The sequence below is a fragment of the Labrys sp. ALF-8 genome, assembly GCF_059699065.1.
Genome location: NZ_AP048537.1, coordinates 2,477,249 through 2,489,544, shown reverse-complemented (window position 1 = coordinate 2,489,544; position 12,296 = coordinate 2,477,249). Strand labels below are relative to the sequence as shown.

The following is a 12,296-nucleotide window of genomic DNA, read 5'->3' as shown; positions in this document are numbered from 1 at the left end:
TACGAGTATAAAGCCTTCTGTTCCTCGAACATGGCGCGACAAAGGCAACCCATTGCGACCTCATGGCCGAAGTGGGTCAGCCCGTACACATATCGGTGATATCGGGGTAAAAGGCCTTCTCCAAACCGGGGAAGGCCAAGCCGGTCCTTAACGCGGAGCGAGGACCATCACCATCTGCCGGCCTTCCAGCGAAGCATCCGATTCAACCTTCGCAATCAGGCCGGTGTCGTCCTTGACGCGGTTGAGCAGACGGTAGCCGATCTCCTGATGGGCCATTTCACGGCCGCGGAAACGCAGCGTGACCTTGACCTTGTCTCCTTCCTCGAAGAAGCGCTTCATCGCCTTCATCTTGACGTCGTAGTCATGATCGTCGATGGCCGGGCGGAGCTTGATCTCCTTGATTTCAACAGTCTTCTGATTCTTGCGGGCCTCGGCGGCCTTCTTCTGTTCATTGAACTTGAACTTGCCGTAGTCCATGATCTTGCAGACCGGAGGCTCGGCATTGGCGGCCACCTCGACCAGGTCAAGACCAGCCTCGAAGGCCATGGCAATGGCAGCCCTCGTTTCGGTAACGCCGCGATTCTGGCCGTCCTGATCGATCAGCATGACTTCGCGGTTACGAATCTCCTCATTGATGCGCGGGCCGTCCTTGGCAACCGGCGCGTTTGTCCTCATAGGGCGACGAATGGCGGTAAACTCCTCTACCGTTGAAATGATTTGGGCGCGCGAACAGGTTCACCTGCGAACCTCGCGCCCGGATGCGGGAAGATGTTGCCGAAGCGACCGGAAGTCAACGCCTTCCATTGCAATTACTGCGATTTTATCGGCCGCGGGTTCTATTCTTCCTTCAGCTTGCGGCTTTTGATCAGGAGCTCTGCATAGGCGTCGAGCGTGGCATTACACATCACGTCGAGCGAAAAATGTGCTTCGACGTGAGCACGGGCACGCGCGGCCAAGCCGTCGCGAGCCGAGGCTCCCAGAGTGAGCGCTTCCATCAACGCCTCGGCCAGAGCGTCGGCGTCACCCACCGGGGTGCGCCAGCCCGTACGCAGATTGCCGACGATCTCCGGCGGGGCCAGGACGGTCTCGGACGTGGCACCATGGTCGGCGACGACGACGGGGCAACCCATGGCCTGCGCCTCGACGGCCGTGCGGCCGAATGCTTCCGGGCTGGTGGAGGGGATGGCGACGGCCGCGGCGGAAAGATAGGCCGCCGGCATGTCGCTGCAATGGCCCACCATGAGCACCATCCCCTTGAGGCCCCGCTCGGCGATGCGGGCGTTGAGGTCGGTGACATAGCCATCGCGCCCTTGCGCGTCGCCCGCCAGCACGAACACCGTATCCTCGAGGCCCTTCTGCTTCATGATGGCGGCTGCGTCGATCAGCACGCGCTGGCCCTTCCAGCCGGTAAGGCGCCCGGGCAGCAGCACGATGCGCTGATGCGGCGCCACGTTCCAGGCCTTGCGGAGGGTCTCGACCCGCTCGAAGGAAACGGCCGAGGGAGTGAAGGCGGTGAGGTCCGTGCCGCGATGGATGACGCGCAGCCGATCAGCCGCCTCGGGCCAGTTCTCCTTGATGACCGCAGCGGTATAGTTGGAATTGGCGATGACCGTGTCCGCCTCCGCCATCACGCCGTTATAGCGTTTCTTCCAGGCGCTCGAAGCCGAGTAGGCGCCATGGTAGGTGGTGACGAAGGGCAGGTTCAGCCGCTTGGTGGCGAGCCGCGCCGACCAGGCCGGCGCCCGGGAGCGGGCATGGATGAGATCGATCTTCTCCTCGCGCACCAACCGCTCCAGACGCCTGGCATTGCCCCAGATGCGCAGCGGGTTCTTGGTGGACGCGTTGAAGGGTATCCACAAACCGCCGCGGGCCTGCAGTTCGCCCACCAGCCGCCCGCCCTCCGTCGCCACCAGGGCTCGCGCCCCGGCTCGCGTCAGGGCGTCGGCGACATCGATGGTGGTGCGCTCGGCCCCGCCCGCATCGAGGGCCGGAATGATCTGCAGCACGGTAATGCCGGCGAAGCGTTCGTCCTTCGGCCGCGAAGGCGCACGAGGCTTGGGAGGGGAATCGGGAAAGGGCGCTGGTTGTTGCGGCATAGTTCTGCTTATAGAGCGTCATTCTTAACGAATGAAAGATGTTGCGGCGGCCGGGGTGGGGTTGCCGCCAGGTTTTTCGCAGCGACCTTTGCAGAAGTATCAAAAGGAAGTGACTGGATGATTAGCGATTCCGGCGTAATCGAGCTCGGAGAGGGTGCTTCGTCCCGAAAAATTGCATGGCGCCATCAGCCCGGTCGCGGACCGGATGTGGTCTGGCTCGGCGGCTTCCGCTCCGACATGCTGGCGACGAAGGCTTCCTATCTTGCCGAGTGGGGCACGCGCCATCACCGCGCCGTGACGCGCTTCGACTATTCCGGCCACGGCGAATCCGGCGGACGCTTTGAGGACGGCACCATCGGCTTGTGGCTCGAAGATGCACTGGCCGTGATCGGGCAGGTGGTGAAGACGCCGCCGATCCTGGTTGGGTCGTCCATGGGCGGCTGGATCGCCCTCCTGGCCGCACAGCGTCTCGCCGGCACGGATCTGGCGCCGGCCGGCATGGTGCTGATCGCGCCCGCCGCCGATTTCACGGAGAGGCTGATGTGGGACCAATTCCCCGAAGCCGTGAAACGCGACATTCTCGAAAAGGGCGCCTGGCAGCGCCCTTCGGCCTATTCCCCCGAGCCCTACCCGATCACCCGCGCCCTGATCGAGGAAGGCCGCAGCCATCTTTTGCTGGGCGGCATGGTGAAAACCGGTTGCCCCGTGCACATATTGCAGGGGATGGAGGATCCCGACGTGCCCTGGCAGCATGCCATGACGCTGGTGGAGCGCCTTGCGGAAGACGACGTCACGGTGACGCTGATCAAGGACGGCGACCATCGCCTGTCGCGACCGCAGGATCTGGAGAAGCTGATCGAAGCAGTGGAAGGCATTGCGCCGAAATCGCAGCTTCTCCTATAATCGTCGAGTGATCCTGACCGGCCTTGACCCGGCTTCTGGAGCGGAGAAAGAAATGTTCATTCAGACCGAGGCGACACCCAATCCCTCGACCCTCAAGTTCCTGCCCGGCCGAGAAGTCCTGCCGGAGGGCAGCACCCTGCACATGACCAATGCCGCGGAGGGCGCCCAGTCGCCGCTGGCCGAGAAGCTGTTCTCGATCGAAGGCGTGGCCGGCGTGTTCTTCGGCTCGGACTTCATCACCATCACCAAATCTCAGGCGGAGTGGCAGCACCTCAAGCCCGCCGTGCTTGGCGCCATCATGGAGCATTACCTCTCCGGCGCGCCCATCCTGCGCGAGCATGCCGTGACCAACGGCGCCATGGGCGAGGAGTTCTTCGACGAAGCGGACGAGGAAACGGTCGAGACGATCAAGGATCTGCTCGACACCCGCGTGCGTCCGGCCGTGGCCGCAGATGGCGGCGACATCACCTTCCGCGGCTTTCGCGAGGGCGTCGTCTATCTCGACATGAAGGGGGCGTGCTCGGGCTGCCCCTCCTCGACCGCGACTCTGCGCAACGGCATCCAGAACCTGCTGCGCCATTTCGTGCCGGAAGTGCAGGAAGTGCGGGCGGCCTGAAGCCCGTTGCGGGGACGGGCGTGGGCGGCTTTCCCGGTTCCGGGAAAGCCGGCGGCCGCGGCAGCGCCTTCAGGCGATGCTGCTCAATAATCTTCCCAATGGAACAACTCGGGATGCATGCGGCGCCATTCGGCCTCGCGCTCCCGGTGTTCGCCGATGAATTCGCCGAAGGCGATGCACGCGCGCCGGCTGCCGGCATCGCAATCGGCATGCATGCGGTCGAGCTGGCTGAAATAGGGATCGTAGATCACCGGCGCGGGCCGCACCACCGGAGGAGGAGGCGGAGGCCGATCTGCCAGCGCCTGGCCGAGCAGCACGCCACCCACGGCGCCGAGCGCCGCTCCGCCGACAAATGCGCCGGTACGGCCATCTGCCGCCGAAGCCGGCGTCGCCACGAGGGCGGCGCTTAGGCAAAGGGCGGCAACGGGAAGGGAAAATCGCATCATCACGCTCAAGGGAAACTCCTGCATACGCCCCCCGGCGATACTTACATGCTAGCGATCGCAACTTAATGTTTGATGAATACCCGATTCATCAATGTAAATAATTGTACTTCACAAAAATAAATATCCCCTTCCAAAGCAACATTTCATTTACGATCAAGGCAATTCCGTTGCTTCTTGCCACATTCTCGTCGAAATATTACTCAAACTATCAGGCCCTGCACGGGCCTCACCGCTTGAGAGTCCGGAAAAATCTTGTCAGCCAATACGGCGGACGATAGTCCGAACTGATCCGCGAGCAATCCCTTGAGCACGCCGCGTATATCGGCCGTGGGATTGAGGTCTCGGCCCTCATAGAGCTGAGCCGGCTTCAGGCCCGGCCAGTCCGTGATGACCCGGCCACCCCCAACGGCACCGCCCGCCAGCAACGCCACGGTGCCCGTTCCATGATCCGTGCCCACCGTGCCGTTGATCCGCGCCGTGCGCCCGAACTCGGTGATCGCCACCACCGCCGTGTCTTTCCAACGCTCTCCCAGCCCGGTTTCCAAAGCCGCAAAGGCACCGTCGAGGCCGCCCAGCAGGGTAGCGAGCCGGCCGCTGGCACCGCCTTCGTTCACATGCGTATCCCAGCCGTCGAAGGCGAGAGCCGCAACGCGCGGCCCATCGTCGGCGGCCATCAGACGTGCCGCGCCCTCAGCCGCCTGCTGCATGCCTGCGGCGTTGTCGAGGCCCGCCCGTCGGCCGGGCGCAGCCATGCCGTCGCAGGCCGCCATGCGCCCTGCCTCCAGTCCACGCTGCAAGGCGGAAGCCAGCACGGGATCGCGATGGCTGTAGAGGTCCAACAAACGCGTGGCGAGGTCGTCCCCCGGATCCGGCAGGGTCTGGGGAGCCCAGCCGAGCACGGGAGCGGCGCCGCGTATCACCAGCGGCGTGGTAGGACCGACAGCGAGGCCGCCATCGGCCGCGACCCGATCGCCGGCCGGCAGGGAGGCCAGAGCCCGGTTGAGCCAACCTGTGGCGACATGGCCGGGGCCGGGATACCCGCTCTCCAGCACATCCTGGCCGTCGAAGTGAGAACGGTCGCGATAGCCGGTGGCGGCCGCATGCACCACGGCTGCCTGCCTCGCCCGGAATAGGCGGGCGAAATTCGGCATCGACGGATTGAGCGCGAAGAATCCGTCAAGGGGCAGGGCGGGATGGGGTCCGCTCAGTGACAATGCGATGTCGCCATGCAGCCCGGCATAGTCCGGGTCGCCGATCGGTCCCACAGTCGACAGCCCGTCCAGCGCGCCGCGCAGCACGATGACGACGAGACGCGGATCGCGTGCGCCGGCGGCGCGCGCAAAGCGCGGCAGATAGGCCCACGCGAACAGTGCACCGCCTCCAAGCAGGACCGCACGCCTGGACGGATGGGGCCTTTCGCAAAGAAGGTTCGTCATTTCCTACCTCCGTTGAAACTCGGGTGCCATCAACAGGAGTGCGACCGCCTGCTGGCGAGACTCCGCCCTGGCAACGGCCTGACGCGTCTCGACGGAGGCCGAAGCACCGACGATGCCTTCCAGCAGGCCTTCGGGCTCACCGATCTCCTTGACCTGGCGTGCCGCCTGCCAGGCGATGTCGAGCCGCATCTTCATGCCCGCCGGCACGGCATGGGCATCGGCTGTATCGGGAAACCCGTTCGGCCCGGGCGGTTGCCACAGCGGTTCGCCGAGCATGCCGAGCCAGTTCAAGGTCTGGCCGGGGTCCGTACCAGCTCCGGGGCCGACAGCCCGGCGCACGGCCAACACGAAGTCGAGCGGGGAGCGCATCTTGCTCAGCGGCAGTTCCCAGGCTTCCGGCAGGTTGATCAGTGCCACGGCCACGGCCCTGAGATCGCCCTCCCGCTCGGTGAAGACCTTCGCAAGCGTGGCGACGGCCGAGGGCGGCGGATCGTCCGCGATAAAATGGCGGGCGAGCTTCGTGGCGATGTGACGTGCCGTTGCGGGGTGCCGGGCGATATCGTTCAGCGCCGCCTCGGCCTGGCCGAGGCCGCCAGCCGGATAGATCTTGCCCATGAAGACCTCGTCGCCCGGCTCGTGGGCGTTCGCGTTGAAGACGAAGCTGCCGGGCTCGCCCAGCCGGCCTTCGCGCCCGGCCATCGTCCAGCCCGTCAGTATACGGGCGAAGGCGGTCACATCGGCCTGGCCGTAGCCGCTGCCGACGCCGAGCGTGTGAAGCTCCAGGATCTCGCGGGCGAGGTTTTCGTTGAGGCCGCGGTTTCTGTTTCGGCCGGCGCGCGAATCCGGGCCGATGGACTGCTGGTTGTCGAGATAGAAGAGCATGGCGGGATGGTGCTCGACCGCCATGAGCATGTCGGCGAAGCGGCCCAGCACGAAGGGACGGATGGCTTCCCGCTCGAAGGCGCCCGCGGAAGCGCGCACGACCATGTCTTTCGCGACAGAGATGCAGAAATGGTTGGACCAGAAGGCGACGAGACGTTCGACGAAGCCGATCTCGGCGTCCAGCGCCTTGGTGAAACGGGCCTTCGCCTCATCCCTGAACAGCCTCTGCTCGATGGAAGGAGGAGCGGGCTTCGGCTTGGCATCGGCGGGAGCGGTAGCGGCCGTCTCCGGACTCATGGCCACTGGAGGTGGCGTCATTCCCTTGTCCGAGACCGCGGCGCGATCTCGTTCCAGCTTGCGCTCCAGGGCGGCTGCCATGCTGGCCTGGATCGCGGACGTGCTGCCGGGCAGCACGGTCGTGGATGGATCGTCGCGAGAGATCAAGGCGACGTCAGGCGCCGCAAGCTCCGCCCTGAGGAAGCCCCGCGGATCACCGCCCGGCTTGGCAAGGTCTCCCGGCCGCGAGCCGAGACCGAAGCGGTTGAAGACGATCAGGGTCGGGTCGGGATTGGTAACCGCCATGACGAACCTCGGATTTTTTCGGGAGAGGCATCGGCAAGGGCTCGAATCCCAGCCGATGCCCACAGGTCCTGCGGCCCGCTCCTCAGAGCGCCGGCCGGGTGGCAGGGAGGAGCGTGGCGACGGTTCTCACCAGCGATGCCAATGCCCGGATCCGTACCAGCCATAGCGCCGGTGCCAGCCATAGTAGGCGGGGTGGCTCCAGCCATAGTAATAGACGGGCGCATTGGGCACGCAGCGCCCCCAATAGTTGGGATGCCAGCCCGGACCGCAGCCCCAGGCGATGTCCTGGACCGGGGTGGAGACAGGGGGTGTGGAAGGTGCGAACGGCATGGCCGATGCCGTTCCCGCCATTGCGATCAGGCCACCGAATGCGCAGGCGGCGATGCTCAGGGATCGGGTCACATGTTACTCCATCGACTGGAAGGCGGGACTTCGCCTCCTTCATCGACTTGAACGTGGCATGCGTTCCGATCCGTCGCAGCTCAGGGTGATTTTTTTGCGGGCGGCAGATGCCGCACAAGGCCTTCGGCCAGCAGGAGGCGCACGCCCGGCGAGCTCGCGGCGGCGAATTCGGCGATGCGCTGTTCCAGGTTGGCGCGCACGGTGACGTCGGCAGTGCGTGCGCGCTCGAGGGCCGCCGAGAGGGCGGCGGCATCCACCGTCGGCTGCTTCAGGAGATCGGCCGCATCCCGTCGCGCGCTCTGGCCTTCCAGAATGGTCTGGCGATTTTCCTGGCGTACGGACCGCAGTGCCTCGCGGAAGGCATCCCGCTCGGTCGGCGGCAACTGCTCGATCGATGCCTGCAGGGAACCGCCGGGAAGCGGCGTATGCGTATAGATCCAGACGCCTCCACCGGCGAGGCATCCAGCCAGGAAGACATTCAGGACGGCGGAGACGACAAGGGAAGCGCGGAAATCGGCCACGATCAGAGATCCTCTTCCGTCGCCGTCCTTGCCGGCGCGACGTCCCCGAAGGCCGTGGTATCGGCGTCGAAGATTGCGTGTTCCTGCCGCGGCAGCGGCGCCAGGACGGTTGCCATCACGGCACCGGCGAGCGCCCCGGCAAAGCCGACCCCGGCGAGCCCGAAGCCCGACCACCACAACCGGGTGCGCCTCCGGCGGGCCATGGCCGGGGTGGCATCGTTGAGGATACGCGCATGCAGCGCAGACGTAGGCGCGGAAGCGGCATAGGAGTCGAGAAAGGCATCGAGGCCGCTCGCCCGATCGAGAATGGCCTTGCCTTCCTCGGTCCGTGCGAAGGCTCGTGCTTGTGCCTGCTCATGCTCCGGCCAGCGCCGCAACTGTCCGCCGAAGGCTGAAGCGAGCGCCGCAAAGCGACCTGCATCCATGAATTCTTCAGACATGGGTATGCCCTCCCCTGCGCATCGCCTGCGCCTCGCGCACCCCGCCCCGCGTCCTGTCGCGAGGATCGGGACTGGAGCGCCCCTCCTGCCAGCTGTTGCTCCAGGCCGGGCCCCACTGCTCGATGATGCGACTCAGGGCCGCGTCGAGCTTTCGGGTCATGTCGAGGATGGCGCGTCCCCGCTCATCCCTGGCGAAGAGATTCCCATTGGCGCGCTCCCTGGGCGGCCAGTTCTCGAGCTCGCCACCATAGGCCGCAGCAAGAGCGGCAAAGCGATCCGCATTCATAGACGCATGCCCGTCAGCCATCACCGTCGTCCCCCATCAATATCCTCTGCAGCGAGCGGCGCCCCCGTGCAAGCAGGCTTTCCAGTGCCTCGATGCTGACCTCCATCACCGCAGCCGCATCGGCATTGGACATCTCCTGATAGTAGGTCAGGACAATGGCCTCACGCTGGCGGGGAGCGATCATTCCGAGAGCCTGCTCCACCCGCATCCCGGCATCTTCGTGTCGCCGGCTTTCCGCCGGCAGTTCGGCCTCGGCCTGCTCGGGCAGGTCCGCGCTGGTCCATTCTCGCCTGTGGCGCAGCCGGTCGTAGCACAGGTTCAGCGCCACGCGATGAACCCAGGTATCGAAACGCGCGCGCTCCGGTCGCCAGCCCGCGGCGTGACGCCAGATCCGCAGGAAGGTTTCCTGTGCGACGTCCTCTGCTTCCGTCGCATCGCCCAGCATGCGCCGCGCCAACGCAAGGAGCCGCGGGAGCTTTCGCGCGATCAGGCTGCGCATGGCCGCCTCGTCGCCAGCACCGATGCGGCGAACAAGGTCCTCGTCCGGATCGGGAGCCATTGGCGGGCGAACTCCCAGTACTCATGGCATGCGATCCAGCATCACTGCCCCTGCTTGGGAGCGGATTTGTGGCCGGGCAACTCGTCCCGCGTCACCAAACCGTCGTGGTTCTTGTCGAGCCGCGCAAAGCGCTTGGCGAAAAAAGCATCCAGTTCGTCACGATCGATGAAACCATCGTGATTGCTGTCCATGCGAGCGAACTGCTTGGCGGGATCGCCCTTTGCCTGGCGCTTGGCCTGGAAGGCCGTCCATTCAGCCAGGCTGATCTTGCCATCCCCGTCACTGTCCGCCGCCATATAGGTCTTTTCGCGGCGGGCCTGGAATTGCGCCAGGGTGACGCCTCGCGGCTTTGCCGCGGGCGGGGCCGGTGAACCCGGCGCGGCCGGCACCGATGGCGCGGGCGGGGTCTGCGCGAAGGCGTGGCCGGCAGCCAGGCTCAGGACGATGGCCAATGTCAGGGGTCGGATCATGAAATTCTCATCTCGGTTGGCAAGACTCCCTTGCCGGGAGTTGCGGGCTGGCTCCATCCCTTCAACGGACAGGCCCGGCATATCCGTCGCCGCCCTTCCAAAAAATTCCCCCCGCCGCCTCAGGTTAGGGTCGATCCCTGCTCCTCGATGTAGAGCCGCAGCGCCGTGGCGGCATTCAGCATATGCGCACGCATGCGCCTCGACGCCGCCTCACCGTCTCCCTCGGCAATGGCCTGCATGATGGCTTCGTGCTCGCCGGTGGACCTTTGCAGTCTGTCCGCGTGGCGCAGTTGCATACGCCGGAAAGCGCTCAGCCGCGCCCTGAGGGCAATCGCCTGCTCGGCGAGGAAGGCGTTATGCGTCGCGCGATAGATGCATTCGTGGAAGGCGTGGTTGAAGCGGTCATAGGCATCGAAATCGCCGGCGGCGACCATGACGCGCGAGGATTCGTGCAGTTCGATGAGATGGCTGCGCTCGAGCGGCGTCATGCGATGCGTTGCCAGCCTCACGCACATCGCCTCGATCTCCGCCATGGTCTCGAACATGTCCATGACCCGCTCCGGCGTCATGCGCGCCACCACCACGCCACGTCTCGGGCGCATCTCCACGAGACCGCTGACCGCCAGCTGGCGCAGGGCCTCGCGGACCGGCGTTCGCGAGGCGCCGAAGCGATCCGCCAACTGCTGCTCGTCCAGACCCGAGCCCGCCGCAAGCTTGCCCGACGCGATCTCGTCGGTCAGCGCATTGCGGATTCGATCCGACAGGAGCCCTCCGCCATCGCCGATATCGTCATCGCCGTCGAACGATGGCATCCTATCCTCTCCTCGAACCGCGCCGGAGGCGCTGGACCACCCCTCCTGCATGCAGACCCCCGATTTATCGCGCGCCCTGCATACAAAGCAACAATCACGAAGCTGTTACGCACTCGTTATTTGATCTTCTGCGTATTATTGCATACAAGATCAATCAAGAACCAGGACGATGCATACAAGGAGCGCTGCGATGAAGGAGTGGTGTACGCAAAAGGCGGCCCTGGCGGAGCGTATCGCCGCCGGCAGCCGGCACGCCTCGGGCAAGCGGATAGCGGTCGAGAATCTCCCGGCATTCCTTGAAGACGTGTTGCGCCCCGGCGACAGGGTCTGCCTGGAAGGAGACAACCAGAAGCAGGCAGACGTCCTCGCCGTGGCCCTGGCGAACGTCGACACTACCCGGATACATGGACTTCATATGGTGCAGTCCGGCGTGGTGCTGCCGGAACACCTCGACGTGTTCGACAAGGGCATCGCGCGCCGGCTCGACTATTCCTATTCGGGGCCCCAGGCGGCGCGCATCGCCCGCATGCTTTTCGGCGGCAGCATCTCACTCGGCGCGGTTCATACCTATCTCGAACTCTTCGCCCGCTATTTCATCGATCTCACGCCGCAGGTTGCCCTGATCGCCGCCGTCAGCGCCGATCGCGAAGGCAATCTCTACACGGGACCCAACACCGAGGACACGCCCACGGTGGTGGAGGCGACCAGCTACAAAAGCGGGCTCGTGATCGCCCAGGTGGCGGAAATCGTCGACAGGGTTCCCCGCGTCGATATTCCCGGAGACCTCGTTCATTTCGTCGTCGAAGCGAAGAAACCCTTCTACGTCGAACCACTCTTCACCCGCGACCCCGCCGCGATCACCGAAACGCAGATTCTCACCGCCATGCTCGCCATCAAGGGCCTTTACGCGCCCTATGGGGTGCGCAGGCTCAACCACGGCATCGGCTTCAACACCGCCGCCATCGAGTTGCTCCTGCCGACCTTCGGTGAAAAGCTCGGGCTCAAGGGCAGGATCTGTACGCATTTCGCCCTCAATCCGCACCCAACCCTGATTCCGGCCATCGAGGCGGGCTGGATCGAGCAGGTGCATTGCTTCGGCTCGGAAGTGGGCATGGAAGACTATGTCGCCGCCCGCCCGGATGTTTTCTTCACGGGACCCGACGGATCGCTGCGCTCCAACCGGGCATTCTCGCAGACCGCCGGGCTCTACGCCCTCGACATGTTCATCGGCTCCACCCTGCAGATCGATCTCGAGGGCCACAGTTCCACCGTCACCACCAGCCGCATCGCCGGCTTCGGCGGCGCGCCGAATATGGGTTCCGATGCCCGAGGCCGGCGCCATCCGAGCGAACCGTGGCTGAAGGCGGGTGCAGAGGCCGATCCCGATGCGTCCCCGGCGCTGCGGCGCGGCCGCAAGCTCGTGGTGCAGATCGGCGAAACCTTCGGCGAGGGCAACGCCTCGCTCTTCGTCGAGCGGCTGGATGCACTCGAGCTTGCCGCCAAGCTCGATCTCGAACTCGCCCCCGTGATGGTCTACGGCGATGACGTCACGCATATCGTCACCGAGGAAGGCATCGCCAACCTGCTCCTCTGCCGGGACAGGGACGAACGCGAGCAGGCCATCCGCGGCGTGGCCGGCTACACCGAAATCGGGCGCGCGCGCGATGCGGGAATGGTGGGGCGCCTGCGCGAGCGCGGCGTGATCCGCAGACCCGAGGATCTCGGCATCGACCCGCTCGACGCAGACCGCTCCCTGCTCGCGGCTCGTTCGATCAAGGATATCATGCTCGCCTCCGGCGGGCTCTACCGGCCGCCGAGCCGGTTCCGCAGCTGGTAGGCGAAGGC

General features: G+C 65.3%; 15 protein-coding genes. 3 read left to right on the top strand and 12 right to left on the bottom strand.

Going from position 1 to position 12,296, the window contains the following annotated elements; genetic code table 11:
* Positions 1-147: 147 nt before the first annotated feature.
* On the bottom strand, positions 148-687 hold the full coding sequence (gene infC, locus AC6H34_RS11495; protein WP_497539878.1) for a translation initiation factor IF-3: 540 nt from the start codon (positions 685-687) through the stop codon (positions 148-150).
* 149 nt (positions 688-836) lie between these two features.
* Positions 837-2,096 (bottom strand): glycosyltransferase family 4 protein, encoded by a 1,260-nt coding sequence (locus AC6H34_RS11490; RefSeq protein ID WP_448149857.1) that lies wholly within the window; start codon positions 2,094-2,096, stop codon positions 837-839.
* 117 nt (positions 2,097-2,213) lie between these two features.
* Between AC6H34_RS11490 and AC6H34_RS11485 the strand changes: the two genes are divergently transcribed.
* Together AC6H34_RS11485 and AC6H34_RS11480 are read left to right on the top strand one after the other, a co-directional pair.
* Entirely contained in the window at positions 2,214-2,999 is a 786-nt protein-coding gene (locus AC6H34_RS11485) for an alpha/beta hydrolase (protein WP_448149858.1), read from the top strand.
* 52 nt (positions 3,000-3,051) lie between these two features.
* Complete coding sequence (locus AC6H34_RS11480) at positions 3,052-3,615, top strand: NifU family protein (RefSeq protein ID WP_448149859.1); 564 nt, start codon at positions 3,052-3,054, stop codon at positions 3,613-3,615.
* An 83-nt stretch (positions 3,616-3,698) separates the two neighbouring features.
* On the opposite strand, the gene AC6H34_RS11475 is transcribed toward AC6H34_RS11480, so the two are convergent.
* The 10 genes from AC6H34_RS11475 to AC6H34_RS11430 form a co-directional block, all read right to left on the bottom strand.
* On the bottom strand, positions 3,699-4,070 hold the full coding sequence (locus tag AC6H34_RS11475) for a hypothetical protein (protein WP_497538901.1): 372 nt from the start codon (positions 4,068-4,070) through the stop codon (positions 3,699-3,701).
* A 191-nt stretch (positions 4,071-4,261) separates the two neighbouring features.
* The gene (locus AC6H34_RS11470) at positions 4,262-5,497 is read right to left on the bottom strand and encodes a DUF1501 domain-containing protein (protein WP_497538900.1); all 1,236 of its coding nucleotides are present in this window, start codon (positions 5,495-5,497) and stop codon (positions 4,262-4,264) included.
* A 3-nt stretch (positions 5,498-5,500) separates the two neighbouring features.
* A complete protein-coding gene (locus AC6H34_RS11465; protein ID WP_497538899.1) occupies positions 5,501-6,961 on the bottom strand; it encodes a DUF1800 domain-containing protein in 1,461 nt (486 codons plus the stop codon).
* 126 nt (positions 6,962-7,087) lie between these two features.
* Positions 7,088-7,312 (bottom strand): GCG_CRPN prefix-to-repeats domain-containing protein, encoded by a 225-nt coding sequence (locus AC6H34_RS11460; protein WP_497539877.1) that lies wholly within the window; start codon positions 7,310-7,312, stop codon positions 7,088-7,090.
* Between the two features lie 131 nt (positions 7,313-7,443).
* Positions 7,444-7,884, bottom strand: a complete 441-nt coding sequence (locus tag AC6H34_RS11455; RefSeq protein ID WP_497538898.1) for a periplasmic heavy metal sensor — start codon at positions 7,882-7,884, stop codon at positions 7,444-7,446.
* Between the two features lie 2 nt (positions 7,885-7,886).
* Positions 7,887-8,324 carry a hypothetical protein gene (locus tag AC6H34_RS11450; RefSeq protein ID WP_497538897.1) on the bottom strand — a complete coding sequence of 146 codons (438 nt, stop codon included), beginning with the start codon at positions 8,322-8,324 and terminating at the stop codon, positions 7,887-7,889.
* Positions 8,317-8,631, bottom strand: coding sequence for a hypothetical protein (locus AC6H34_RS11445; protein WP_497538896.1), 315 nt, complete (start codon positions 8,629-8,631; stop codon positions 8,317-8,319). The genes AC6H34_RS11450 and AC6H34_RS11445 overlap by 8 nt, the downstream gene beginning before the upstream one ends.
* Positions 8,624-9,169 carry an RNA polymerase sigma factor gene (locus AC6H34_RS11440; protein WP_497538895.1) on the bottom strand — a complete coding sequence of 182 codons (546 nt, stop codon included), beginning with the start codon at positions 9,167-9,169 and terminating at the stop codon, positions 8,624-8,626. Before AC6H34_RS11440 ends, AC6H34_RS11445 begins: the two co-directional genes overlap by 8 nt.
* A gap of 41 nt (positions 9,170-9,210) precedes the next feature.
* Positions 9,211-9,639, bottom strand: coding sequence for an EF-hand domain-containing protein (locus tag AC6H34_RS11435; protein ID WP_497538894.1), 429 nt, complete (start codon positions 9,637-9,639; stop codon positions 9,211-9,213).
* A gap of 119 nt (positions 9,640-9,758) precedes the next feature.
* A complete protein-coding gene (locus tag AC6H34_RS11430) occupies positions 9,759-10,451 on the bottom strand; it encodes a GntR family transcriptional regulator (RefSeq protein WP_497538893.1) in 693 nt (230 codons plus the stop codon).
* 190 nt (positions 10,452-10,641) lie between these two features.
* Between AC6H34_RS11430 and mdcA the strand changes: the two genes are divergently transcribed.
* The gene (mdcA, locus tag AC6H34_RS11425; protein WP_497538892.1) at positions 10,642-12,288 is read left to right on the top strand and encodes a malonate decarboxylase subunit alpha; all 1,647 of its coding nucleotides are present in this window, start codon (positions 10,642-10,644) and stop codon (positions 12,286-12,288) included.
* Positions 12,289-12,296 lie beyond the last annotated feature (8 nt).